This is a genomic window from Ornithinimicrobium cryptoxanthini (assembly GCF_023923205.1).
Classification (GTDB): domain Bacteria; phylum Actinomycetota; class Actinomycetes; order Actinomycetales; family Dermatophilaceae; genus Ornithinicoccus; species Ornithinicoccus cryptoxanthini.
In genome coordinates this window covers 2,158,066-2,183,586 of sequence record NZ_CP099490.1, presented here as the reverse complement: position 1 = coordinate 2,183,586, position 25,521 = coordinate 2,158,066, and the positions used below count along the sequence as shown (strand labels likewise).

The 25,521-nt window shown below is 70.1% G+C and carries 22 protein-coding genes; 18 read left to right on the top strand and 4 right to left on the bottom strand.

From position 1 onward, the window contains the following. Positions 1–5: 5 nt before the first annotated feature. The 9 genes from NF557_RS10020 to aroB are packed head-to-tail and all read left to right on the top strand — an operon-like array spanning position 6 to position 10,410. Positions 6–1,391, top strand: a complete 1,386-nt coding sequence (locus NF557_RS10020) for a replication-associated recombination protein A (RefSeq protein WP_370584449.1) — start codon at positions 6–8, stop codon at positions 1,389–1,391. Positions 1,392–1,423: 32 nt separating this feature from the next. Further along, a complete protein-coding gene (gene alaS / locus NF557_RS10015; protein WP_252619109.1) occupies positions 1,424–4,117 on the top strand; it encodes an alanine--tRNA ligase in 2,694 nt (897 codons plus the stop codon). 13 nt (positions 4,118–4,130) lie between these two features. Beyond that, positions 4,131–4,643: a Holliday junction resolvase RuvX gene (ruvX, locus tag NF557_RS10010; protein ID WP_252619107.1), complete on the top strand. Its 513-nt coding sequence runs from the start codon at positions 4,131–4,133 to the stop codon at positions 4,641–4,643. Then, on the top strand, positions 4,640–5,917 hold the full coding sequence (mltG, locus tag NF557_RS10005) for an endolytic transglycosylase MltG (protein WP_252619106.1): 1,278 nt from the start codon (positions 4,640–4,642) through the stop codon (positions 5,915–5,917). The genes ruvX and mltG overlap by 4 nt, the downstream gene beginning before the upstream one ends. 3 nt (positions 5,918–5,920) lie before the next feature. Then, the gene (locus NF557_RS10000; protein ID WP_252619105.1) at positions 5,921–6,739 is read left to right on the top strand and encodes a shikimate dehydrogenase; all 819 of its coding nucleotides are present in this window, start codon (positions 5,921–5,923) and stop codon (positions 6,737–6,739) included. Then, on the top strand, positions 6,736–7,485 hold the full coding sequence (locus tag NF557_RS09995; RefSeq protein ID WP_252619103.1) for a prepilin peptidase: 750 nt from the start codon (positions 6,736–6,738) through the stop codon (positions 7,483–7,485). The genes NF557_RS10000 and NF557_RS09995 overlap by 4 nt, the downstream gene beginning before the upstream one ends. 20 nt (positions 7,486–7,505) lie before the next feature. Next, positions 7,506–8,819 carry a chorismate synthase gene (gene aroC / locus NF557_RS09990; protein WP_252619102.1) on the top strand — a complete coding sequence of 438 codons (1,314 nt, stop codon included), beginning with the start codon at positions 7,506–7,508 and terminating at the stop codon, positions 8,817–8,819. After that, a complete protein-coding gene (locus NF557_RS09985; protein ID WP_252619101.1) occupies positions 8,816–9,331 on the top strand; it encodes a shikimate kinase in 516 nt (171 codons plus the stop codon). Before aroC ends, NF557_RS09985 begins: the two co-directional genes overlap by 4 nt. Beyond that, positions 9,328–10,410, top strand: coding sequence for a 3-dehydroquinate synthase (gene aroB / locus NF557_RS09980; RefSeq protein ID WP_252619100.1), 1,083 nt, complete (start codon positions 9,328–9,330; stop codon positions 10,408–10,410). Before NF557_RS09985 ends, aroB begins: the two co-directional genes overlap by 4 nt. A 7-nt stretch (positions 10,411–10,417) precedes the next feature. On the opposite strand, the gene NF557_RS09975 is transcribed toward aroB, so the two are convergent. The 3 genes from NF557_RS09975 to NF557_RS09965 all read right to left on the bottom strand — a co-directional run bounded on the left by NF557_RS09975 (position 10,418) and on the right by NF557_RS09965 (position 14,111). Then, on the bottom strand, positions 10,418–10,975 hold the full coding sequence (locus NF557_RS09975) for a hypothetical protein (protein ID WP_252619095.1): 558 nt from the start codon (positions 10,973–10,975) through the stop codon (positions 10,418–10,420). 350 nt (positions 10,976–11,325) lie between these two features. Next, positions 11,326–12,549 (bottom strand): phosphotransferase, encoded by a 1,224-nt coding sequence (locus NF557_RS09970; protein WP_252619094.1) that lies wholly within the window; start codon positions 12,547–12,549, stop codon positions 11,326–11,328. Continuing rightward, on the bottom strand, positions 12,546–14,111 hold the full coding sequence (locus tag NF557_RS09965; protein ID WP_252619092.1) for an FMN-binding glutamate synthase family protein: 1,566 nt from the start codon (positions 14,109–14,111) through the stop codon (positions 12,546–12,548). Before NF557_RS09965 ends, NF557_RS09970 begins: the two co-directional genes overlap by 4 nt. A gap of 52 nt (positions 14,112–14,163) precedes the next feature. On the opposite strand from NF557_RS09965, the gene NF557_RS09960 reads away from it, so the two are divergent. The 3 genes from NF557_RS09960 to nusB all read left to right on the top strand — a co-directional run bounded on the left by NF557_RS09960 (position 14,164) and on the right by nusB (position 15,704). Continuing rightward, positions 14,164–14,601, top strand: coding sequence for a type II 3-dehydroquinate dehydratase (locus NF557_RS09960; protein ID WP_252619090.1), 438 nt, complete (start codon positions 14,164–14,166; stop codon positions 14,599–14,601). A gap of 121 nt (positions 14,602–14,722) precedes the next feature. After that, a complete protein-coding gene (gene efp, locus NF557_RS09955; protein ID WP_252619088.1) occupies positions 14,723–15,283 on the top strand; it encodes an elongation factor P in 561 nt (186 codons plus the stop codon). A 7-nt stretch (positions 15,284–15,290) separates the two neighbouring features. Next, positions 15,291–15,704, top strand: coding sequence for a transcription antitermination factor NusB (gene nusB / locus NF557_RS09950; protein ID WP_252619087.1), 414 nt, complete (start codon positions 15,291–15,293; stop codon positions 15,702–15,704). Between the two features lie 24 nt (positions 15,705–15,728). Here nusB and NF557_RS09945 read toward each other — a convergent pair whose 3' ends face one another. After that, entirely contained in the window at positions 15,729–16,766 is a 1,038-nt protein-coding gene (locus tag NF557_RS09945) for a hypothetical protein (RefSeq protein ID WP_252619086.1), read from the bottom strand. 520 nt (positions 16,767–17,286) lie between these two features. Between NF557_RS09945 and pyrR the strand changes: the two genes are divergently transcribed. Genes pyrR through NF557_RS09915 form a run of 6 tightly spaced genes read left to right on the top strand, consistent with a single transcriptional unit; the run spans position 17,287 to position 25,515 of the window. Further along, positions 17,287–17,892: a bifunctional pyr operon transcriptional regulator/uracil phosphoribosyltransferase PyrR gene (pyrR, locus tag NF557_RS09940; RefSeq protein WP_252619084.1), complete on the top strand. Its 606-nt coding sequence runs from the start codon at positions 17,287–17,289 to the stop codon at positions 17,890–17,892. Further along, on the top strand, positions 17,889–18,845 hold the full coding sequence (locus tag NF557_RS09935; RefSeq protein ID WP_252619080.1) for an aspartate carbamoyltransferase catalytic subunit: 957 nt from the start codon (positions 17,889–17,891) through the stop codon (positions 18,843–18,845). The genes pyrR and NF557_RS09935 overlap by 4 nt, the downstream gene beginning before the upstream one ends. Continuing rightward, entirely contained in the window at positions 18,842–20,194 is a 1,353-nt protein-coding gene (locus NF557_RS09930; RefSeq protein ID WP_252619079.1) for a dihydroorotase, read from the top strand. The genes NF557_RS09935 and NF557_RS09930 overlap by 4 nt, the downstream gene beginning before the upstream one ends. Next, positions 20,191–21,339 (top strand): glutamine-hydrolyzing carbamoyl-phosphate synthase small subunit, encoded by a 1,149-nt coding sequence (gene carA / locus NF557_RS09925; protein ID WP_252619078.1) that lies wholly within the window; start codon positions 20,191–20,193, stop codon positions 21,337–21,339. Before NF557_RS09930 ends, carA begins: the two co-directional genes overlap by 4 nt. Next, positions 21,326–24,721, top strand: a complete 3,396-nt coding sequence (carB, locus tag NF557_RS09920; RefSeq protein WP_252619077.1) for a carbamoyl-phosphate synthase large subunit — start codon at positions 21,326–21,328, stop codon at positions 24,719–24,721. The genes carA and carB overlap by 14 nt, the downstream gene beginning before the upstream one ends. After that, on the top strand, positions 24,718–25,515 hold the full coding sequence (locus NF557_RS09915; RefSeq protein WP_252619076.1) for an iron-sulfur cluster-binding protein: 798 nt from the start codon (positions 24,718–24,720) through the stop codon (positions 25,513–25,515). The genes carB and NF557_RS09915 overlap by 4 nt, the downstream gene beginning before the upstream one ends. The last annotated feature ends 6 nt before the right edge of the window (positions 25,516–25,521 follow it).

Below are 25,521 nucleotides of genomic sequence, written 5' to 3'. Positions count from 1 at the left end.
CCAGTGTGTCCCCGACCCAGGCTGACGACCTCTTTGCCCAGCAGTCCGACGTCGGTGCTGGGGACCTGCAGCCTCCACTGGCCGTGCGCATGCGCCCCTCGACCATCGAGGAGGTGCGGGGCCAGGCCGACGTGCTGCGACCGGGCAGCCCGCTGCGCCGTCTGATCGAGGGCTCAGCAGGCGCGGCCGGGCCGCTCTCCGCGATCCTCTGGGGGCCACCTGGGACGGGCAAGACCACCCTCGCCCACCTGGTGGCACAGGCCGCCGGGCGCACCTTCGTCGAGCTCTCTGCGGTGACCGCCGGCGTCAAGGACGTGCGCTCGGTGATGGAGCAGGCGACCCGCGAGCGCAGCCTCTATGGCCGCCAGACCGTGCTCTTCCTCGACGAGATCCACCGGTTCAGCAAGGCCCAGCAGGACGCACTGCTCCCCAGCGTCGAGAACCGCCTCGTCATCCTGGTGGCCGCGACCACGGAGAACCCCTCGTTCAGCGTCATCGCCCCGCTGCTGTCCCGCTCCATGCTGATCCGGCTGACCTCCCTGGACGACACACAGGTGGGCGAGGTCATCGACCAGGCGCTGACCGACGAGCGCGGTCTGGGTGGCCAGTTCGAGCTCGAGACTGCTGCACGGGAGCACATCATCCGGATCGCCGGGGGTGACGCGCGTCGGTCGCTGACCACCCTGGAGGCTGCCGCCGGGGTCGCGCTGGACGGGGTCGCCGCGGGGCGTGAGGGCGAGACCGTGGTGATCACCCTGGAGGCGGCCGAGCAGGCGGTCGACCAGGCGGCGGTGCGCTATGACAAGACCGGTGACCAGCACTACGACGTGGCCAGCGCCTTCATCAAGTCGATGCGCGGCAGTGACGTCGACGCCGCGCTGCACTATCTGGCCCGCCAGCTCGAGGCGGGGGAGGACCCGCGGTTTATCGCGCGCCGCATCGTCATCTCGGCCAGCGAGGACGTCGGGATGGGCGACCCGACGGCGCTGCAGACCGCCGTCGCGGCACTGCACGCGGTGGCCCAGATCGGCATGCCCGAGGCACGGATCATCCTGGCGCAGGCCGTCGTGCACAACGCTCTCGCGCCCAAGTCCAACGCGGCATACTCCGGCATCAACGCCGCGATCGAGGACGTCCGGGCCGGTCGCGGGGGCGCCGTCCCCGCCCACCTGCGGGGCAGCGGCTATGCCGGCGCGGCCAAGCTGGGCCACGGCGCGGGCTACCGCTACAGCCACGACGAGCCCAACGCGGTCGGCCCCCAGCAGTACCTCCCGGACGACCTAATGGACGCTGAGTACTACCGTCCGACCGACCGCGGATGGGAGGAGCGGCTGGGGCCGCGCTGGCGTGAGCTCCGTGCCATCATCCGGGGGATCCGCCCCGGCAGATAGAGTGCAGCGTCCCCCTGAACGACGAGGAGCCCATGGAAACCGCCGAGATCCGCCGCCGTTGGCTGTCCTTCTTTGAAGGCACCGACCACACCGTGGTGCCCAGCGCACCCCTGGTGTATGACGACCCGAACCTGTTGTTCGTCAACGCCGGCATGGTCCCGTTCAAGCCCTACTTCCTGGGGCAGCAGAGCCCGCCGTGGAAGCGCGCCACGTCGGTGCAGAAGTGCGTGCGCACCCTCGACATCGAGGAGGTCGGCAAGACCACCCGCCACGGCACCTTCTTCCAGATGAACGGCAACTTCTCCTTCGGCGACTACTTCAAGGAGGGGGCGATCCGCCAGGCGTGGGAGCTGGTCACCGGATCCCAGGCCGAGGGCGGCCTCGGGTTCGACCCCGACAAGGTCTGGGTCACCGTGCTCGGGCCCGGCCTGCTGCCGCACCTTCCGGACGGCGACGAGGAGGCCGCCGCGCTGTGGCGCGAGATCGCCGGCCTGCCCGACGAGCGGATCCAGCGCCGCGGGGTGGAGGACAACTACTGGCACATGGGGGTGCCCGGCCCCGGCGGCCCATGCAGCGAGATCTATGTCGACCGCGGTGCTGAGTACGGCCCCGACGGTGGCCCGCTGGTCGACGAGGAGCGCTTCCTGGAGATCTGGAACCTGGTCTTCATGCAGGAGGAGCTCTCCGCGATCCGGTCCAAGGCCGACTTCGACGTGACCGGCGAGCTGCCCAGCAAGAACATCGACACCGGCATGGGTCTGGAGCGCGTCGCCTACCTGCTGCAGGGCGTGGACAACCTCTATGAGATCGACGAGGTCTACCCCGTCATCGAGCGCGCCGAGCAGATGAGTGGCCGCGACTACGGCGCCGACCACGGTGCTGACGTGCAGTTCCGGGTCGTGGCCGACCACGTGCGCTCCGGCCTGATGCTCATGTCTGACGGCGTCACCCCCGGCAACGAGGGCCGTGGCTACGTCCTCCGGCGGCTCCTGCGCCGCGCGGTGCGCTCGATGCGGCTGCTCGGCGTGCAGGACCCCGCGCTGACCGAGCTGCTGCCGATCAGCAAGGACGTCATGAAGGCGTCCTACCCCGAGCTCGAGGCCGACTTCGGCCGGATCAGCCAGATCGCGTATGCCGAGGAGGAGGCCTTCCGGCGCACCCTCGTCGCGGGCACCACCATCTTGGACCTCGCGGTCGACAAGGCCAAGGAGCGCGGTGCGACCACCCTCGCCGGGGACCAGGCTTTCGCCCTGCACGACACCTACGGCTTCCCGATCGACCTGACCCTGGAGATGGCGGCCGAGCAGGGTCTCGAGGTCGACCGCGAGGGCTTCACCACCCTGATGACCGAGCAGCGCGAGCGTGCCAAGGCCGACGCCAGGGCCAAGAAGTCCGGCCACGCCTCGACCGAGGTCTGGCGCGACCTGCGCGACCACGGCCCCACCGAGTTCCTGGCCTACGAGACGCTGACGGCCGAGGCCTCGGTGCGCGGTCTGGTGGTCGACGGGGCCCGCGTCCCGGCGCTGACCCAGGGTCAGCGCGGCATGATCGTGCTGGACCGCACTCCGTTCTATGCCGAGTCCGGTGGCCAGACCGCTGACGAGGGCGTCATCGAGACCGCGTCCGGTGCGGTGCTGCGGGTCCGCGACGTGCAGCGACCCGTCAAGGGTCTGATCGCCCACACGGTCGAGGTCGAGTCCGGCGAGCTCACCGAGGGCGCGGGCGTCAACGCCCAGGTCGACCCCGACTGGCGGGTGCAGGCCTGCCAGGCTCACTCCGGCACGCACGTCGTGCACGCGGCGCTGCGCCAGGTGCTCGGCCCCACGGCGCTGCAGAGCGGCTCCTACAACAAGCCGGGATACCTGCGCCTGGACTTCGCCTGGAACTCCTCGCTCTCGCGTGAGACCCGCTCGGAGATCGAGGAGGTCGCCAACCTGGCGCTGCGCCAGGACCTGCCGGTGTCCGCGGCCTACATGACCCTGCCCGAGGCCCGCGCGGCCGGTGCGCTCGCCCTGTTCGGTGAGACGTATGACGAGCAGGTGCGGGTGGTCGAGATCGGTGGCCCGTGGTCGCGCGAGCTGTGCGGAGGGACCCACGTGCGGCACTCCAGCCAGGTCGGGGCGCTGACGCTCACCGGCGAGTCGTCGGTCGGGTCGGGCTCGAGGCGCATCGAGGCCCTCGTCGGGATGGACGCGCTGCGCTATCTCGCCCGGGAGCGTGCCCTGGTCAGCGAGCTGTCCGGGCTCGTGGGCGTGCGGCCCGAGCAGCTGAGTGACCGGGTGGGACAGGTGTTGACCCGGCTCAAGGAGGCCGAGAAGGAGATCGCGGCGATGCGCCAGGCGGCCGTGCTCTCGGACGCCGGCGCCCTCGTGGCTTCGGCCGAGGACGTCAACGGGGTCACCTGGCTCGGTCACGACGCCGGCCCCGGTGTGGGCGGCGATGACCTGCGCCGGTTGGTCACCGACCTGCGGGGCCGCCTCGGGGAGGAGCGCCCGAGCGTGGTCGCGGCGGTGTCGGCCGCCGGAGACCGTCCCGTCATCGTGATCGCCACCAACGCGGCGGCTCGGGAACGGGGGCTGAAGGCCGGCCAGCTGGTCAAGATCGGCGCCCAGGCACTGGGCGGCAACGGTGGAGGCAAGGACGACCTGGCCCAGGGTGGGGGGCAGGACGCGTCGCAGATCAGCGAGGCGCTCACCCAGATCGGGCGGGCCCTTGGTCGCGCCTGACGCGGGCGGCGCTATGCGCCGCGGGGTGCGCCTCGGTGTCGATGTCGGCGAGGTTCGGGTGGGTCTGGCCGCCAGCGACCCGGACGGGATCCTGGCGACCCCGGTCGCCACGCTCACCCGTGACCGGGAGGGCCTGACCGACCTCCAGGCGATCGTCGAGCAGGCCCGCGGGCGAGAGGCCATCGAGGTGGTCGTCGGGCTTCCGCGCAGCCTGGCCGGCACCGAGGGTGCGGCCGCAGCCGCCATCCGCGACTATGCTCTGGCACTGCGCCGACGACTGGGTCAGGTGCCGGTGCGGCTGTTCGATGAAAGACTGTCGACCGTGGATGCGCACCGATCTCTGCACGCCAGCGGCGTCGCCGGGCGGCGTCATCGCGCGCGTGTTGACCAGGCGGCAGCAGTCGTCATACTGCAGGCTGCCCTTGACACGGAAAGAAACACCGGTGGCCCCGCCGGTGAAGAGCTCGTGACGCGCAAACCCAGGACCAAGCGCAGCGCAACCAACAGTGAGGGAAGCCCACGATGAGCCGACCCCCGGCGGACGACTCGGCCCACGCGCCGCGTCAGAGTGACTGGCAGGACGCTGAGCACGGCGACGATCTGCACGACGACGAGTTCCTCGACGAGTTCCACGACGACTTCGACTATCACGACCAGACGCTGGCCGACGACGTCCTGGCCCCGGCCTCGGCGGACGGCGAGCAGATGCTGCGCCCGCGACGGCGCAGGAGGAAGCACAACCCGCTGGTCCGCTTCGGCGCGATCGCGGTCGCCGCACTGGTCGTGGTGGTCGGCGGCATCATGGGCTTCAACGCGGTGCGGGGGATGATCCCGGACATCTCGCTCGGCACGGCCGCGCCCGAGGACTTTGAGGGCAGCGGCAGCGGCGAGGTGCTGGTCGACATCCCCCCGGGTGCTGGCGGTGGCCAGATCGGCACGATCCTGTTCGACGCCGGCGTCGTGGCCTCGGCGGAGGCGTTCTCCAACACGGCCGCCGCAGACCCCCGCTCCACCGGCATCCAGCCCGGCACCTACACGATGGCGGAGCAGATGAGCTCCGGTGCGGCCCTGGACCGGCTGGTCGACCCAGACTCCCGGCAGACTACGGGTGTCACGATCCGCGAGGGGTTGTGGAAGGACGAGGTCTTCGCGGTCCTGGCCGATGCCACGGGCCACGAGGTGGCCGACTACGAAGCCGTCGACCCGGCCTCCCTGGACCTGCCGGAGGCCGCCAACGGCGAGCTGGAGGGCTACCTGTTCCCCGACACCTACGAGTTCAGCCCGAGCTCGACACCCGAGGAGCAGCTGCAGGCCATGATCGACCTCGGCGCGGTGCGCTACGAGGAGCTGGGCCTCAGCGATGCGGACCTGCACGACATCATCATCAAGGCCAGCATCGTGCAGGGAGAGGGCATGTTCGCCGAGGACCTGCCCAAGGTAGCGCGGGTCGTCGAGAACCGTCTCGCCGGCGACTCCGAGACCAACGGTCACCTGCAGATGGACTCCACGATCCACTTCATCTACCGGGAGCGTGGGCGCGCCGGCACGACCGATGAGCAGCGCGCCAACCCCAGTCCCTACAACACCTATGAGCACCCGGGTCTTCCGCCCGGACCGATCAACAGTCCGGGGGCAGCCGCCATCGACGCCGCGATGAATCCCGCCGAGGGCGACTGGCTCTATTTTGTGACGGTCAACCCGTCGACGGGTGAGACGGTCTTCACCAACACGCTGGAGGAGCACAACAAGAACGTCGAGCAGTTCCTCCAGTGGTGTGAAGACAACCCAGACAGCTGCTGAGCGGTGACCCGGCGTGCCGGGGTGGTCGGCTCCCCGATCACCCACTCGATGTCCCCCGTCCTGCACCGGGCGGCCTATGCCGCGCTCGGCCTGGCTGACTGGACCTTCGACCGTGACCAGGTCGAGGCCGGTGGCCTCAGCACGCACGTCGGGGGCCTGTCCGATGAGTGGGTCGGTGTGTCGGTGACGATGCCGCTGAAGGAGGAGGCCCTGGCGCTCGCCGTCACCCGCGGTGACGAGGCAGAGCTCGTGGGTGCCGCCAACACCCTGACGCGGGGTGAGCAGGGCTGGCGGGCGGACAACACCGACGTCCAGGGCCTGGAGATGGCGCTCCGCGAGGCGGGCTTGGGCGAGGTGGGCTCCGCCGTCATCGTGGGCTCTGGGGCGACGGCACGGTCGGCGCTGCTGGCGCTGAGCCGGTTCGGAGCCCACGACGTCACCTTCCTGGTCCGCGATCAGGTCCGGCCCGCCGCCGCAGCACTGGCCGAGCGGCTAGGGATGACGGTCAGTAGTCGCAACTATGCCCATGGGTCTGGTGCGTGGGGGAGTCCGGGGGCCGTGATCAGCACCGTGCCCAGCGGGGCCACACCGCCTGTGGATGGCTGGCGGCTCCCGGAGGGGTGCGTGGTGTTTGATGTGGTGTATGCCGGGTGGCCGACTCCGTGGGCGGCCCAGTGGCGAAGCGAGGGAGTCACGGTGGCGAGGGGAGACCGGATGCTGTTGCACCAGGCGGTCGCGCAGGTGCAGCTGATGACCGGCCGCAACGCCCCCGTCGCACTCATGGGCGAGGCACTATCGGCCGCCCTCCGGGCGGCGCCGTGACGATCGCGGTCGCGCCGTGGCTGATAGCCGGGCTCGGGCTGGTGGTCGCCATCCCCGTGGCCCGGTGGCTGCGATGGGTCACCTATCGCAAGCCCGATGAGGAAGAGATGCCGATCCCGGGGTCGCGGTGGTGGGTGGTCCCGATCCTCGCCATCTCGTGGTGGGTCCTGGCCTGGCGGGTGCTGGTGGCCGACCCGGCCCAGCCCGGTGGGTCGGACCCTGGCGCGGACTCACCTCACGCGCGCCTGATCCAGGCCATCGTCCTGGTCACCCTGCTGGTCGTCGCGCTCGCCAGCGTCTGCCTCGCCGCCATGGACTTCGACGTGCACCGGCTCCCGGACCGCCTGATGTGGCCCTCGATGGGCGTGCTGCTCGTGGGCCTGTCCATCGCCGGTGTCGTGGCGACCGAGTGGGGGGCGATCCTGCGTGTGGTGCTGGCTGGGCTCGCCTGTGGCGGAGGCTATCTGCTCCTGGCGCTGTTGTCCCTGGCCAGGGGTTCGCTGGCAGTCGGCCTGGGGGACGTCAAGCTCGCGGCCCTGCTCGGGATGGGGCTGGGCTGGTTCGGGTGGCAGACCGTCCTGATCGGGATGTATGCGGGGTTCCTTGCCGGTGGCGTCTTCGCGCTCGTGCTGCTGCTGACCCGTCGGGTCGGCCGTGATGGAGACCTCGCCTACGGTCCTCCGATGATGGTTGGTGCGGTCCTGGCGCTGCTCACCTCACCGGGTGCGTTGAGCTCGTTGTTCTGACACGTGGGAAGATGCCAGCCATGCTGCGCTGGTTGACTGCCGGTGAGTCGCACGGTCCCGCGCTCACCGCGATGTTGGAGGGACTTCCCGCTGGGGTGCGGGTCGATCGGACCGCCGTGGAGGCCGCGCTGGCCCGCCGCCGGCTGGGCTACGGTCGCGGCGCCCGGATGAGCTTTGAGGCTGATCAGCTCTCGTTCCTGGCGGGGATGCGCCACGGCCAGACGCTCGGCAGCCCGATCGCCCTGCAGATCGCCAACTCCGAGTGGGACAAGTGGGCCGCCGTGATGAACCCCGAGCCGGTCGAGGCGGGTGACCTGGAGCGCGCCAGCGATATCGGTGCCCCACAGGAGATCGCCCGCAACAAGGCGCTGACGCGCCCGCGTCCGGGGCACGCCGACCTGGTCGGCATGCAGAAGTATGGCTTCACCGAGGCACGCCCAGTCCTGGAGCGGGCCAGTGCCCGCGAGACGGCGGCCCGGGTGGCCCTCGGCGCGGTTGCCGCTGCGTTCCTGGAGCAGGCCGCCGGCATCCGGCTGGTGAGCCACACGGTGGCGGTGGGATCGGTCCCCGGGGAGGAGCGGGCTCAGGACGCCCCGGACGCGGACACCCTGCCGCACCCGGATGACGTGGCACGCATCGATGCCGACCCCGTGCGCACCCTGGACGCCGACCTCTCGACGGCCATCGTCGCCGAGATCGATGCGGCCAAGAAGGACGGCGACACCCTCGGCGGCGTCGTCGAGGTCCTGGCGTGGGGGCTGCCACCGGGGCTGGGTTCCTACACCCACTGGGACCGCAGGCTCGACTCCCGGCTGGCGGGAGCCCTGATGGGGATCCAGGCGATCAAGGGCGTGGAGATCGGGGAGGGCTTCCGCACCGCCGCACGCCGCGGCAGCCAGGCCCACGACGAGATCGCTCGCGGCTCGGACGGACAGGTCCGCCGCACGACCCAGCGCTCGGGTGGGACCGAGGGCGGCATGAGCACCGGAGAGGTGCTGCGGGTGCGGGCCGCGATGAAGCCGATCAGCACGGTGCCCCGTGCGTTGCAGACGATCGACGTCAGCACGGGCGAGGCGGCGACCGCCATCCACCAGCGCTCCGACGTCTGCGCAGTGCCGGCAGCCGGCGTCGTCGCCGAGGCAATGGTCGCTCTTGTGCTGGCGGATGCGGTCATCGAGAAGTTCGGCGGCGACTCGGTCGCCGAGGTGAGGCGCAACCTCGCCGGCTATCTCGCGGCCATCCCTGAGGGGATGGTGACCGGGAGCGGCACAGGGGACCTTGGCACAGGCGACACTGGCGCAGGGGACACCGGCGCCGGGCAGGAGTCCGAGTGAGCAGCACACGACCCCTTGCCGTGCTGGTCGGCCCGCCCGGTGCGGGCAAGTCGACGGTGGGGGCACTCCTGGCAGACCACTGGCACGCCGATTTCCGAGACACGGACCGGCTGATCGAGCAGAGCCAGGGCCGATCGATCTCGGACATCTTCGTCGATGACGGAGAGGCCTTCTTCCGTGCGTTGGAGCGTGAGACCGTGGTCTCCAGCCTGACCACCAGCGCGGGGGTGCTGGCGCTCGGAGGGGGTGCCGTGCTGGACCCTGACGTCCAGGAGGCGCTCGTCGGCCACCGCGTGGTGTTCCTCGACGTCGGCATCGCGGACGCCTCGTCACGCGTCGGCTTCGACGGTTCCCGCCCGCTGCTGGCCGTGAACCCGAGGGCGTCCTGGAACAGGTTGATGAAGGTCCGCCGCCCGACCTACGAGAGCGTGAGCACCGTCCGGGTCGACACCGCCGGCCGGACCCCGGCCGAGGTGGTGGCGGCAGTCGTGGCCGAGCTGGGCGAGCCGTGACCCCGGTGGGCGCGCAGGCCATCTCCGTCGGCGGGCGGTATGACGTGCACGTCGGGCCAGGGGTGCTGGACCGGCTGAGCGGGTGGGTCACCGGTGGTCGGCGGGTGATGGTGATCCACCAGCCCGGGCGCACCGCGCTGGTGGCCGGGGTGCTGGAGCAGATCCGCGCCGCGGGCGGAGAGGCGCACGCGCACGAGGTCCCGGATGCCGAGGCGGCCAAGGACGTGTCGGTGCTCGCCGGTGCGTGGCAGGCCCTCGGTCTGGCGGGCTTTACCCGCGACGACCTCGTCATCGGCGTCGGTGGGGGAGCAGCCACCGACCTGGCAGGTTTTGTCGCGGCCACCTGGCTGCGCGGGGTGGATGCCATCCAGCTGCCGACGTCGTTGCTGGGCGTAGTGGATGCGGCGGTTGGCGGCAAGACCGGCATCAACACCGCCGAGGGCAAGAACCTGGTCGGGGCCTTCCACGAACCACGAGCCGTGCTGTGCGACCCGACGTGGCTGCGGTCCATGGCACGGCCGGACCTGGTCTCCGGCCTCGCCGAGGTCATCAAGTGTGGCTTCATCGCCGACCCCACCATCCTGACTCTCGTCGAGGCAGACCCCGCCTCAGCGAGCGACCCGACGGCGGCGGTGATGACCGAGCTGATCTCCCGCGCGGTGGCAGTCAAGGCCCGCGTCGTCGATGCGGACCTGCATGAGAGCGGGTTGCGGGAGATTCTCAACTACGGCCACACGTTCGCGCACGCGATCGAGCAGGTGGAGCACTATGCGTGGCGCCACGGCGATGCGGTGTCGGTCGGGATGGTGTTTGCCGCCGAGGTCGCCGTGCGCAGCGGAGTCCTCTCGCCCGACGTGCTGGAGCACCACCGCACGGTGCTGCGGTCGGTCGGCCTGCCCACGTCATACGCCGGTGCGCCCTGGGAGCAGCTGCGCGCTGCCATGGCCCGTGACAAGAAGTCTCGCGGCAGCACGCTGCGGTTCGTGGTCCTCTCGGGGGTCGGCGCGCCGCAACGGCTCGAAGGCCCCGACGAGCAGGTGCTCATCGAGGCCTTCACGGCGGTGGCTGACGCTGGCTGACCATCCGTCAGTTGTCAGGGGAGTCGACGCTGTCCGGGCTGATCGGGCTGTCCACGCTCGCGGGGCTGTCGACGCTCGCGGGGCTGTCGACGCTCGCGGGGCTGTCGACGCTCGCGGGGCTGTCGACGCTGTCTGGGCTGTTCGGCGACTGCACGGACTGGGCTGACTGCACAGACTGAGCTGACTGGGCGGACTGCACGGACTGAGCCGAGACGACCGAGGCGACGCTCTGGACCGACTGCACGCTGGCGCTCTGGACGTCCTGGGCCGCAGCCAGGTCACGCGCCTTGGCAAACGCGCTGCTCACGGCCGGGACGCTGTCGCCGGTCCAAGTGCCGAGGCGGGTGGCCAGCTCACCGAAGTCCTTCGCGGCGGTGGCCCGTGCGTTCGCCTCGAGGGCCGGGGCCTTCGCGAGAGACTGCTGCTGGCTCAGGGAGATGGACTCCGTGCCGGCTGCCGGGTCCGCCCAGCTGGCGGCGACGGAGGTGCCACCGACGGCGGCAACGGCGGTCGTGGCGACGACGATCTTCCAGACGCGGGACTTCTGGGGAGCTGGGGTGTTCATGATCTTGTCCTTTCGGGACTCGGGACTCGGGACCGGTTTTGGTGATGACTCCATCGTGGACCTCCCAGATGAGCAGGTCGTTGGAATCCGGTGAGAGTCCTCTCACCCAGTGCTGGCGTCCCGTCCGGCCCGAAGCAGCGGCGCGACGCGTCATGCGATCTCGGTCTTGCAAGATCTGGGCTCGAGCCCAACTTCTGCAACACCGAGAACGCATGACGTTTGAACCGGCCTGCCCGACGGCGAGGGCGGTGACGAGGACGACGACGGTGACGAGGACGACGGTGGCGAGGACGACGAGGGTGGCGACAACGGCACGGTGCATTCAGGGCCGCCTCGACCTCGAGGCCGCATCAGAGGGCGCGAGCCGACTCCACCCAGTGCTCCGCGAGCGCCAGTCGGCGGGAGGTCTCGATGGGCCACCCCTGCTGCTGCACCCGGAACGGACCGGCCGCCAGGCCTACGATCCGGGCGGCGGCCCGCAGCCGCAGGTCGACGGGGTCGAGCCGGGACTCCCAGATCTCCTGCAGTGCGCTGGCATAGGCCGCGACCCGGTCCGGCTGGCTCGACATCGTGTGCCAGACCGCCAGGTGACCCAGCATGGTGCCCGGGTCATCTCCCGGGCGGGCCACGCCGAGAGTGTCCACATCGAGGATCCCGCTGACCCGGCCGTCCTCGATGAGCAGCTGGGCCTCGTGGTAGTCACCGTGAGCGGGCACCCGGTCGGCGACGTCGTCGGGCCCGATGCCCTCGGCGATGCGGTGGATGCGGTCAGCCTCCATGGGCAGCAACCTGGTCAACAGCTCGACCATCCGTGGGACCGCCTCGACAGCCGAGTGGACTGTCGCGGCACCGGACAGGGCTGGCAGTGTGCCGGGCAGGCCGGTCACCACCTCTGGGTGCGGCAGCGGCCCCGTCCCGTCCTCGAGGACGGCGCGCAACGTCGCGCCGGTCATGCTGCGCATCGCCAGGAGGCCGAGCTCCTCGTTGATGCCCAGTGGCTCGGGCACCGGCAGCACCCCGGTGAGGTCGAGGTGACGCTGGTGGAGGGAGTGCAGCCGACGCGGCTTCACCAGCTTCAGATAGACCCGGTGGCCCTCGCCGGTGACCTCGATGACAGCCCGGCGGGTCGGGCGATAGGCGCGCAGACGGGTGCTGGGGTTGGCGATCGTGCCGCCCAGTGAGGAGATGACGTCGGCCGCGACCTCGGGCTGCAGGGCCGTCGGCAGGGCAGGCAGGAACGGGTCGTGCGGAACACGCCAGATCGTGACCCGTTCCTCGCCGTCCCCCACGACCACCGCCCCCTCGGGCGGGTCTTGGGTCGTGCCGACATAGGTCGCGCGCCCGGCCAGTGGTCCGCCCTCCACGACCGTGTCCCAGGAGACCGTTGCGCTGCGTCCTGGCCACCAGGTCACCTGGCTCACCGCGACAGCCGTGACCACCCCGTCAGCGGCCGCGACTGCCGCGGCCAACGGGCCAGGGACCTGGTCGGTCAGCAGGTCGGTCAGCACGGGCAGGTCCGGGTCGGTCAGGGACGCGGTCCACTTCCGGTCGGTGAGCGGGACAGCGGAGCTCATCGAGCCGTCACCGACCTCGGGGCGCTGCCGCCGCGGGAGGCGGGCAGCATGAGTCGGCGGACCTCCTCCTGCTGCTCGGGCGAGGGCAGCGCCCAGCCCGGTTCATAGCCGGCGACCTCGCGCAGCGGTGTCGCGGCCCGGTTGCCGAGCAGGATCTCGACGTCATCGGGGTCCAGGAGCGCAGGATGGACCACGCCGCAGGCCTCGGCCAGCTTGAGCATCTCGCGCCGCCAGGCACGCAGGTAGTTGGCGGTCCGCTCCGACTTCAGTGGCACGTCGATGCCACGCGTGAGCCAAGGGTTCTGGGTGGCGACACCGGTGGGGCAGTGGTCGTCGTGGCATCGCTGCGCCTGGATGCAGCCGATGGCGAACATCGCCTCGCGGGCCACATAGACCAGGTCCGCCCCCAGGGCGAACGCGACGGCGGCGTTGTCGGGCAGGCCCAGCTTGCCGGCGCCGATGAACACGATCTGGTCGGTCAGGCCGCGTTGGGCAAAGATCCGGTAGACCCGCGGGAAGCCGAGTCGGAACGGCAGTGAGACCGAGTCGGCGAAGCTCAGCGGGGCTGCGCCGGTGCCGCCCTCGCCCCCGTCGATCGCGATGAAGTCGACGCCCCGCTGCGTGGTGGCCATCTGCTCGGCCAGCTCCTCCCAGAAGGCCAGGTCACCGACCGCCGACTTGATCCCGACCGGCAGCCCGGTCTCGGTGGCCAGCATCTCGATCCAGTCGAGCATGCTGTCGACGTCGTCGAACTCGGCGTGCCGCGAGGGGCTGGCGCAGTCGCGGTCCTTGCGGATGCCCCGGATGTCGGCGATCTCGTCACTGATCTTGGCCTGGGGCAGCATGCCGCCCAGCCCGGGCTTGGCACCCTGACTCAGCTTGACCTCGATCGCGCGGACCGGCGCCGAGGCGACCAGCGCCTTGAGCTTGTCGAGGCTGAAGGCGCCGTCCTCGTCCCGGCAGCCAAAATAGGCCGTGCCGATCTGGAAGATGAGGTCTGCACCGTGCCGGTGGTGCCTGGCGATGCCGCCCTCGCCGGTGTTGTGCAGCACGCCGGCCACCGCGCAGCCCCGGTTGAGGGCCTCGACCGCCGGTCCGGAGAGCGAGCCGAAACTCATGGCGGAGACGTTGATCACCGACTGCGGCCGGAAGGCGTGCCGCCGGCCGCGCGCGGCCCCCATGACCTTCGCGCACGGCACCACGTCCCGCTCACCGCTGTGCGGCAGCGTGCTGGGGGAGACGTCGGCGAACGTGCGGTGCTTCACCACGGCATACCCCTCGGCATGCTCGATGTCGTTGTCGGACCCGAAACCGAAGTAGGGGTTCTCCAGCTTGGAGCTGGCATAGATGAAGCGCCGCTGGTCCCGGCTGAAGGGTCGCTCCTCGTCGTTGTCGGTCACGATGTACTGCCGCAGCTCTGGGCCGATCTTCTCCAGGAGGTAGCGCGCGTGCCCGATCACCGGGAAAGTACGCAGGATCGCGTGCTTGCGTTGCAGCAGGTCATGGGTGGCCAGGGCGACCAGTCCGGCCGCGGGGAGTCCGATCGCCGTCTTCCACGTCATGCCCGCCACTCTGCCGCATACGGACTGTCAGTGAGCCGCATACGATGGGCGCGTGTCCCCACGTGTCCTGGTCCTCAGCGGTCCCAACCTGGCTGCGCTAGGCAGTCGCGAGCCGGAGATCTACGGGACCCTGACGCTGGTCGAGCTGGAGTCGCAGGTCGTGGGGGAGGGGGAGCGGCTGGGGCTGGACGTCACCTGTCGACAGACTGACGACGAGGCCGAGCTGGTGGGCTGGCTGCACGAGGCGGCCGCAGCGGGCTGGGACGTCGTCCTGAACCCGGCGGCCTTTACGCATTACTCGTATGCCGTGGGCGACGCCTGCGCGCACCTCGTGGGGGTGGGCTCGCGGCTGGTCGAGGTGCATCTATCCAACCCGGCGGCACGGGAGACATTCCGGCACACCTCGGTGGTGGGGCGCTCTGCCACCGGGACGATCGCCGGCTTCGGTGCCGGCTCCTACCTGCTGGCGCTGCGGGCACTCGCCGACTGATCATTAGCGCCTGCGGGCGTGCAGCGGTTAAACTGGCCGACGATCCCGAGCCCTCACTGGTGCCCCACCTGAGTGCACCCGTGCGCCGGAGCGGCACACACGACATACCGAAAGAGACACTGTGGCAACCACGAACGACCTGAAGAACGGCATGGTCCTGGACATGGACAAGGGGCTGTGGCAGGTGCTGGAGTTCCAGCACGTCAAGCCCGGCAAGGGTCCGGCGTTCGTGCGCACCAAGCTCAAGAACGTGACGTCGGGCAAGATCATCGACAAGACCTTCAACGCTGGCACCAAGGTCGAGACCGCCACGGTCGACCGCAGCGACATGGAGTACCTCTACAACGACGGCACCGACTTCATCTTCATGGACCAGAAGACCTTCGAGCAGGTCCCGGTGTCCCCAGACATCATGGGCAGCGCCAGGGACTACCTGCTGGAGAACGGTCAGGCGATGATCGCCCAGCACGAGGGTGCGGTGCTGTATGTCGAGCTGCCACCGAGCGTGGTCATGGAGATCACCCACACGGACCCGGGTCTGCAGGGTGACCGTTCCACCGGTGGCACCAAGCCCGCGACCCTCGAGACCGGTGCCGAGATCCAGGTGCCGCTGTTCCTCGAGGCTGGCACCAAGGTCAAGGTGGACACCCGTGACGGGTCCTACCTCGGCCGCGTGAACTGACCCTTTCGTGGCAGCACGCACCAAGGCGCGCAAGCGAGCCCTGGAGATCCTGTTCGAGGCGGAGGCCCGTGGTCTCAACGTCGGCCAGCTCCTCGCTGACCGGGTCGCGAAACCGACGACTCAGCACCCGCTCCCGGACTACACCGTGACCGTCGTGGAGGGCGTCCTGGCTCACTGGGGCGAGATCAACGAGGTCCTGGAGACCTACAGCCAGGGGTGGCAGCTGGACCGGATGCCGGCGGTCGACCGCGCCGCCCTGCGCGTCGCGACCTGGGAGATCGTCTGGAACGACGAGGTGCCCGATCCGGTCGCGATCAGCGAGGCGATCGCGCTGGTCCAGGGTATGTCGACCGACGAGTCGCCCAAGTTCGTCAATGGGCTCCTCGCTCGCGTCGCTGATGTCAAGGCCACCATCGCCTGACGGAATGTGGTGGCGGCGCTGCGGTCAGTCGATGCTCTTTTCGCAGTCCGGTAGGGGCGGCACCTCATCTATCGGCAGGACGACGGCCCGCCCTTCAAGGCGTTCCTCCTGCGCGTCCGCGTGGTGCAACGACAGGTGTCCGGGATGAGCGTGGAAATCACTTGACCCCAACGGTGCGGGGCTGGTGAAGCTGCCACTACGGGAGTCGTAGACGTATTGGTGAAACTCGTGTTCCGAGTCCTGGCCGTAGAGCGTGAGCACGTCCCCGTTGAGGGTGAGCGTGCCGACCTCCCAGACCTGTCCCGCCATCGCGGTGCCGGGTCCGGTGATCGTCTCCACGGCTCCCCGGTCGGGATCGTAGAGGAACACGGTTGACCGGCTGGTCACCCACGCCAGAGACTCTCCGCTCGCGACAAACTCGCTGAGCCCTTCTGAGGCAAGTAACTCAGCCGGGAGGTCTGGCACGTTCGCCCCGATGGGGACCTGGATGACCTGGGCTCGTCCCTCTGAGGGCCAGGACCCGACAAGCAGGGAGTCGCCGAAGAGTCTCGGCTTGTCGAATGGCCCTCGAGCCAAGGTTTCGGTCTGGCCCGTGCCGACGTCGTAACTCTTGAGCGCGCGGAAGTCCCGCTCCTCTTCGGTGGGATCGGACTCCAGCCAGTAGGCAATCCCATCGTTCATGAGGGGGTACATCAGGGGCAGTGCGCCTGGAGCCCCGTCCGGGTAGTCCTCGCGCGGGCTGGCAGCAATCTGTGTTGCCTCGCCACGCTCCACGCTGTCCCAGATGAACCCCGTCCAGGGGCTGGAGAACAATTCCTCGTTCTCATAGACCGAGAAGGCCAGGTAGCGTCCGTCGAATGAGGCGCCCACGACCTGCTGACCAGGGGTGTCGCTGAGGTCCATGACCTCCACCTGTTCGCCGTTGGCAGAGGTCCACACCAGCACGACACCCTGCTCGACCGGCACGGCGGTCTCGTACTGAGCGTCCGCCCGGGAACCGTCATCATGGACCGACAACAACGTCGCAAAGAGGTCCTGGTCGGCCCCGCGTGGTGCGCTCAACGCGTCCCGCCAGGCCTGAGGCAGCGGCACCTCGCACCACTGCCCAGGTTCCGGCCCTGGTGCCACCTGTGGTGTGGTCGGCGCCGAGTCTTCGGTCCCACCAGGCGTCCCGGTGCTTGGCCGCACCCTGTCCGTTTCGGTCGCTGCAGCTGCGACAGATGTGGGCGAGTGGGAAACAGGCACGGTGGGCGAGCAGGCAGTGAGACCAAGGACCGTGGCCACCGCTAGGGCCGCATAGCCCCTACAGACAGAGCCCTTCGCGGCCATCAGTGGCATGCCGCGTCCGGTGTCAACGTGCGTGAAAACCTCATGAGGACCCTCCCGAGTCTCCGCTGCTGAACGTCCAAGGCACGATAGCCAGCCTATGGGCAACAATCTGACGACCGCGAGCAGGTTGGGGCTGCAGACCCGGCTGTTAAGCGCCCCGGTGCGTCGGTCGGGAAGGGGCGGCGTAGTGTTGGGGCCACACCACCGACAGATCCTTTAACCACCGTCCAGTGAGGCGGGGAAGGAGTGGGCCATGCGCCCTGCCCGTGACCAAGGCCCCGTGAGCACTTCCGGCGGACCGACCGACGACACCGGTGGACGGGTGGTGCTGGCCCAGTCAGAAATCGCCCGAGCACTGCGTCGCATCGCCCACGAGATCCTCGAGGGCAACAAGGGGAGCCAGGACCTGGTCCTGATGGGGATCCCCACCCGCGGCGCGCCCCTGGCCCATCGGCTGGCCACCGCCCTGCATGAGGTGGAGGGCGTCGACATCCCGGTTGGCACCCTGGACATCACGATGTATCGCGACGACCTGCGCTCCCAGCCCGTCCGCGCGATGGAACGCAGCCAGGTGCCTGACGGCGGAGTCGACGGCAAGGTCGTCGTCCTGGTGGACGACGTGCTCTACTCCGGCCGCACCGTGCGCGCCGCGCTGGACAGCCTTGCCGACCTCGGCCGGCCCCGCGCAGTCCGCCTCGCAGTCCTCGTCGACCGAGGTCACCGCGAACTGCCGATCCGCGCCGACTATGTCGGCAAGAACCTGCCGACCGCCCAGGCCGAGCGGGTCTCCGTGCGCCTGACCGAGACCGACGGGGTCGACGAAGTCGTCATCTCCACGCCGGAGGTCGAGGCCCGGTGAAACACCTGCTCTCGATCGCTGACCTGTCCCGCGAGGAGATCCTCGAGATCCTCGACACCGCCGTCAGCATGCACGAGGTCCAGCACCGCGACGTCAAGAAGCTCCCGACGCTGCGCGGCCGCACCATCATCAACTTCTTCTTCGAGGACTCCACCCGCACCCGCAGCTCGTTCGAGCTCGCCGGCAAGTGGCTCTCCGCGGACACCATCAACCTGACCGGCAAGGGCACCTCGGTGTCCAAGGGAGAGTCCCTGCGCGACACGGTGAAGACGATCGACGCGATGGGGGTGGACATGATGATCATCCGTCACATGGCCTCAGGCGCCCCCGCCCAGATCGCCCGATGGACCAGGTGCTCGATCGTCAACGCCGGCGACGGCATGCACGAGCACCCCAGCCAGGCCCTGCTCGACGCCTACACGATGCGCCAGCGACTCGGCGACCTCGAGGGCAGGCACGTGGCGCTGGTCGGCGACCTGACCCACTCGCGGGTCTTCCGGTCGAACGTGCTGTGCCTGCAGAAGCTCGGCGCGAAGGTCACCCTGGTGGCCCCCGCCACCTTGATGCCCGCCGGCATCGGCGCGTGGTCGGCCCACGACGGTCTCGAGATCTCGCACGACCTGGATGCGGTGCTCCCCGCTGTGGACGCGGTGATGATGCTGCGGGTCCAGCGGGAACGGATGTCCGGCGGGTTCTTCCCCACGGCCCGGGAGTATGCCGTCACCTACGGCCTCACCAAGGACCGGTTGGCCCTCCTGCCGGACCACGCGGTGATCTGCCACCCGGGCCCGATGAACCGCGGGCTGGAGATCTCCGGGGATGCCGCGGACGCCGCGCAGTCCCTGGTGCTCGACCAGGTCTCCGCGGGAGTAGCAGTCCGCATGTCGATCCTCTATCACCTGCTCGCGGGCGAGTCGTCCGGTGCGCAGTCCGGCGAAGGGAGCGCCGCATGAGCGCCGAGACCCGTCCGAACACTGAGTCACTCTCCACCGGCTCCCCGCTGCTGATCACCGGGGCCGACCTGGCCGGTGCGGGCGCCGGAGACCTCCTGGTGATCGACGGCAGGATCGCTGCCGCGGGCCCCGACGCCGGCGACCAGGCGCCCGAGGGAGCCCAGCGCTACCACGCCGAGGGCCTGGTGGCTCTGCCCGGCCTGGTCGACCTGCACACCCACCTGCGTGAGCCCGGCCGCGAGGACTCCGAGACGATCGAGACCGGGTCGCAGGCGGCAGCTGCGGGCGGGTTCACCGCCGTGCTGGCGATGGCCAACACCAGCCCCGTCACTGACACCGCCGAGTCTGCCGAGCGGATCTGGGACCTCGGGCAGCGCGCCGGCTATGTCGATGTGCACCCCGTCGGCGCGGTCACCAAGGCCCTGGCCGGTGAGGAGCTCGCCGAGCTCGGGCTGATGGCCCGCTCGCGCGCCCGGGTGCGGGTCTTCTCCGACGACGGCAAGTGCGTCCACGACGCGCGGGTGATGCGCCGGGCGCTGGAATACATCCGCTCCTTCGACGGCGTGATCTCCCAGCACTCCCAGGACCCGAGCCTGGCAGGCCCCACCGCGTGCTGCCACGAGGGGGAGCTCTCCGGCCGGCTCGGGCTGCCAGGATGGCCCGGAGTGGCCGAGGAGTCGATCGTCGCCCGTGACGTGATGCTGGCCCGGCACACCGGCTCACGCGTCCACGTCGCGCACGTCTCGACCGCCGGAAGCGTCGAGGTGCTCCGCTGGGCCAAGGCACAGGGCATCGACGCCACCGCCGAGGTGACCCCGCACCACCTGCTGCTGACCACGGACCTGCTGACGACATACGACACGGTCTTCAAGGTCAACCCGCCCCTGCGCCCGCAGGAGGATGTCGAGGCGCTGCGCGAGGCACTGGCCGACGGCACGATCGACATCGTCGCCACCGACCATGCCCCCCACGTCCGCCAGGACAAGGAGCACGCCTTCACCGACGCCGCCTTCGGCATGCTGGGCCTGGAGACCGCGCTGTCGGTCATCAGCACGGTCATGGTGGCGCAGGGACGCATGACTTGGGCGGACGTCGCCCGCACCATGTCGACCGACCCGGCGCGCATCGCACGCCTCACCGACCAGGGACAGGGACTGACCGTGGGCGCACCTGCCAACCTCACCCTCGTCGACCCGGACCGCAAGGTCACCGTCGACGCCGCAAACTCCAAGTCCCTCTCGCGCAACAACCCGTGGCACGGGCGCGAGCTGGTCGGCGGGGTGCACCTGACGATGCTTCGCGGCCGCGTCACGGCCCGTGAGGGACTCGTGTGGGGAGCGCAGGCATGAGCGAGCTGACCACGCCGGCCGTGCTGGTCCTTGAGGACGGGCGCGTCTTCGAGGGGGAGTCCTACGGCGCCACCGGTGAGACGGTCGGTGAGGCGGTCTTCAACACCGGCATGACCGGCTACCAGGAGACGCTGACCGACCCGAGCTATCACCGCCAGGTCGTCGTCATGACGGCACCGCACATCGGCAACACCGGGGTCAACGCCGCCGACATGGAGAGCCAGCGCATCTGGGTCGCTGGGTTTGTGGTCCGGGATCCCGCCATCCGGCCGTCCAACTGGCGCGCGCAGGGTGACCTGCAGACCGCCCTGGCCGAGCACGGGGTCGTCGGGATCTCTGGGGTCGACACCCGCGCCCTGACGCTTCACCTGCGCGAGCGCGGCGCGATGCGGGCCGGGATCTTCTCCGGTCCGGTCGCCCTCGAGCCCACCCAGCAGCTGCTCGCCAAGGTGCACGCCGCGCCCCAGATGGCGGGGTCCGCGCTGGCCGGGGAGGTGACCACCCGCGAGGAGTATGTCGTGGAGCCCGTGGGCGCGCACCGCTTCACCGTGGCGGCGCTGGACCTGGGCATCAAGGGGGCCACCCCGAGCCAGCTGGCCGAGCGTGGGATCCGCGTGCACGTGCTGCCCGCGGACACCGGCTTCGACCGGATCCGTGAGCTCAGACCGGACGGCGTCTTCTTCTCCAACGGGCCGGGTGACCCGGCCACCGCCGAGAGTGAGATCGAGCTGTTGCGCAGCGTGCTGGGCGCGCGGATCCCGTTCTTCGGCATCTGTTTCGGCAACCAGCTGCTGGGGCGGGCGCTCGGGCTCGACACCTACAAGCTGCCCTTCGGGCACCGCGGCATGAACCAACCGGTCCTGGACCGCACGACCGGCAAGGTCGAGGTGACCAGCCACAACCACGGGTTCGCCATCGCCTGGCCCGGTGGCGACACCACCCACCCGGTCGACACGGCATACGGCTCGGTCCGGGTGTCCCACGTGGCCCTCAACGACGACGTCGTGGAGGGGCTGCAGTGCCAGGACCGGCCCGCCTTCTCGGTGCAGTACCACCCCGAGGCGGCGGCCGGCCCGCACGATGCGACCTACCTGTTCGACAGGTTCTCAGAGCTGATGCAGGAGGCCCGCGATGCCCAGGGATGAGTTCATCAAGAGCGTGCTGGTGATCGGCTCCGGCCCGATCGTCATCGGTCAGGCGGCGGAGTTCGACTACTCCGGCACCCAGGCCTGCCGCGTGCTGCGCGAGGAGGGCGTGCGCGTCATCCTGGTCAACTCCAACCCCGCGACGATCATGACCGACCCCGACGTCGCGGACGCGACCTATGTCGAGCCGATCACCCCCGAGATCGTGGAGACGATCATCGCCAAGGAGCGCCCGGACGCGGTCCTGGCCACGCTCGGGGGACAGACCGCGCTGAACACCGCGATCGCGCTGCACGAGTCGGGGGTGCTGGAGCGCTACCGCTGCCCACTGATCGGGGCCAACGTCGAGGCGATCCAGCTCGGTGAGGACCGACAGGCCTTCAAGGGGGTGGTGGAGCGGTGCGGCGCCGAGAGCGCGCGCTCGATCATCGCGCACACCATGGAGGAGTGTCTGGCGGCGGCCGAGGAGCTCGGCTACCCGTTGGTCGTGCGCCCCTCCTTCACGATGGGAGGCCTCGGCTCCGGCTTCGCGTTCGACGAGGAGTCGCTTCGGCAGATCGCCGGTGCCGGCCTGCAGGACAGCCCCACCACGGAGGTCCTCCTCGAGGAGTCCATCATGGGGTGGAAGGAGTATGAGCTGGAGCTCATGCGCGACCACGCCGACAACGTGGTGGTCGTCTGCTCGATCGAGAACCTGGACCCCATGGGGGTGCACACGGGCGACTCGATCACCGTGGCACCCGCGATGACCCTGACCGACCGGGAGTTCCAGAAGCTGCGCGACATCGGCATCGCGGTCATCCGCGAGGTCGGCGTGGACACGGGTGGCTGCAACATCCAGTTCGCGGTCAACCCGCAGGACGGGCGCATCATCGTCATCGAGATGAACCCCCGGGTCTCGCGCTCCTCCGCACTCGCGTCCAAGGCCACGGGCTTCCCGATCGCCAAGATCGCGGCACGCATGGCCCTGGGATACACGTTGGACGAGGTGCCCAACGACATCACCTCGCTCGGGGGGCTTCGCCCCCCGAGTGCCCCCCACCACGCCTCCGGCGCCCGCGACTTTTACTCCGCGGCTTTTGAGCCCAGCCTGGACTATGTCGTGGTCAAGGTCCCGCGGTTCGCGTTTGAGAAGTTCCCAGCGGCCGACGCGACGCTGACCACCACCATGAAGTCGGTGGGTGAGGCGATGTCCATCGGGCGCAACTTCACCGAGGCGCTGCAGAAGGCGCTGCGCTCGGTCGAGCGCAAGAACTCCTCGTTCCACTGGCGGCGTGAGGAGGCACCGACCCCGGAGATGGCCCAGGCGCTGATCGACGAGGCGGCCACGCCGACCGACGGCCGGATCATCCTCGTGCAGCAGGCCCTGCGCGGCGGGGTCAGCGTCGAGCAGGCGCACGAGGCGACCGGGATCGACCCGTGGTTCCTGGACCAGATCGCCCTGATCAACCAGATCGCGGACGAGCTCGCCGATGCGGCGGCCGGGCCGTCCGGACGGTTGACCCCGCACCTGCTGCGCCGGGCCAAGCGGCACGGTTTCTCCGACGCCCAGATCGCCGAGATCACCGGCACCCCCGAGCCGGTCGTGCGCGGTGTGCGGCAGGCACTCGGGGTCCGACCGGTCTACAAGACGGTCGACACCTGTGCCGGTGAGTTCGCGGCGACCACGCCCTACCACTACTCCAGCTATGACTCCGAGACCGAGGTGGCCCCGCGCGAGCGGCCCGCCGTCATCATCCTGGGTTCTGGTCCCAACCGGATCGGGCAGGGCATCGAGTTCGACTACTCCTGCGTGCACGCCTCGCTGGCCCTGCGCGCGCGCGGCTTCGACACCGTGATGGTCAACTGCAACCCGGAGACGGTCTCCACCGACTACGACACCTCCAGCCGGCTCTACTTCGAGCCGCTGACCCTCGAGGACGTCCTGGAGGTCGTCCACGCCGAGCGGCAGGCCGGTCCCGTGGCCGGCGTCATCGTCCAGCTCGGCGGGCAGACACCGCTGGCGCTAGCCGCCGCGCTGAAGGCCGAGGGGGTGCCGATCGTGGGCACCTCACCAGAGGCGATCGACCTGGCCGAGGACCGGGGCGCGTTTGGCCGGGTGCTGCAGGAGACGGGCCTGGTCGCACCACGGCACGGCACGGCATACTCCGCGGAGGAGGCGCTGGTGGTGGCCGAGGAGATCGGCTACCCCGTCCTCGTGCGTCCCTCCTACGTGCTCGGCGGCCGTGGCATGGAGATCGTCTATGACGACGAGTCGCTGATCACCTACGTCACCCGTGCCACGACGGCCGCGCCGGAGCATCCGGTGCTGGTCGACCGGTTCCTCGACGAGGCCATCGAGATCGACGTCGATGCGCTGTATGACGGTCATGACCTCTATGTCGGCGGCATCATGGAGCACATCGAGGAGGCCGGGATCCACTCCGGTGACTCGGCCTGCGTCCTGCCCCCGACCACGCTGGGTCGAGAAGAGATGGCCCGGGTCCGCGCGGCCACCCGCAAGCTCGCGGAGGCGATCGGGGTGCTCGGCCTGATCAACGTGCAGTTCGCCCTGGCGCAGGACGTGCTCTATGTCCTGGAGGCCAACCCGCGCGCCAGCCGCACGGTCCCGTTCGTGGCCAAGGCGACCGGTGTGCAGTTGGCGCGGGCCGCTGCCCGGGTGATGCTGGGCTCGACGATCGCCGAGCTGCGCGACGAGGGAGTGCTGCCGCGCCACCGCGACGGCGGCAACCTGCCCGAGCACGCGCCCGTGTCGGTCAAGGAGGCCATCCTGCCGTTCCGGCGCTTCCGCACCCAGACCGGCCAGGCGGTGGACTCGATCCTGGGTCCGGAGATGCGCTCGACGGGTGAGGTGATGGGGATCGCGGCCGACTACGGCACGGCGTTCGCCAAGAGCCAGCTGCGGGCCGGTTCGAGCCTGCCGCTGTCGGGCACGGTCTTCGTCTCCGTCTCCAACCGCGACAAGCGCTCGATGATCTTCCCGGTGAAGCGACTCGCGGATCTCGGCTTCACGGTGGTCGCGACCTCGGGCACCGCTGATGTGTTGCGGCGCAACGGGATCCCGGCTGAGGTGGTGCGCAAGCACAGTCAGGGCCGCGGACCCTCCGGTGAGCCCACGATCGTGGAGATGATCAGCTCCGGTGTCATCGACATGGTGATCAACACCCCGTCCGGTCGGGATGCCCGGGCCGATGGCTATGCGATCCGCGCTGCCACCACCAGCCTCGACCGGCCGATCATCACCACTGTCCAGCAGCTGGGCGCGGCGGTCCTGGGCATCGAGGCCGCCGGGGCCGGGTCGATGGAGGTCGCATCCCTGCAGGAGCACGCCGCTCAGCTCGACCTGTTCGGCCAACCCGCTGTGGAGACCGCGCAGGCATGACGGCTCCGGTGGGGGCCCGACGGGCCGGGGAGGTGGTGGCGACCAGGCCGCTGGGTGCCTACCGGCAGCTGTCGATCGTGGTGCCGGCCATCGCGGCTCCCGCGCGTCCGGGCCAGTTCGTCACCGTGCCACCTGGCCGGGCAGACCGCGTCCTGCCCAGGACCTGGTGGATCACCGGCGAGCACAGCGAGGTCGGCTTCGGCAGCACCCTTGAGCTGGTCGTGGCAGAGAACCCCGACGAGGAGGGGCCGCTTCCCGAGCCTGGTGACGTCCTGGCCGTGCGCGGCCCGCTCGGTCGTGGGTTCGGCATGCCGACCACGCCGGTGACCGCGGTGGTCGTGACGCAGGGCGCCGCCGGTGCGGTGGGGCGCTGGCTGACCGAGCGGCTCAGGGCCGTCGGCTGCGCAGCGCACCTCGTCTCGTGCGCGGAGGATCCCGACCAGCATGTTGACCTGGTGCAGGCCCGCCGCTCCGCCGACGGTGTCGTCCTCACCGAGCCCCGGGCCGTTGCTGCCGTCGTCGCCGATCTGACCGACCGCACCGCAGCCTCCGTGCTGTATGCCGTGGGGCCGGTCTCCCTGTCCCGCACGGTCGCTCGCGTGGCCAGCCAGTTGGTCAGGGTCAGTCAGGTCACGGGCGTGGAGGTCGGTGCCGTCGGTATCTGCGGGCACGGGTTGTGCGGAGGGTGTGACCTGCCGTTGGCGGCCGGGCACCGGCGCGGGGAGCGGAGCCGTCCCTGCTTCGACGGACCGGTGCTGCGCGGGGACCTCGTGGATTGGGAGAGGCTTCCGTGAGGGCGC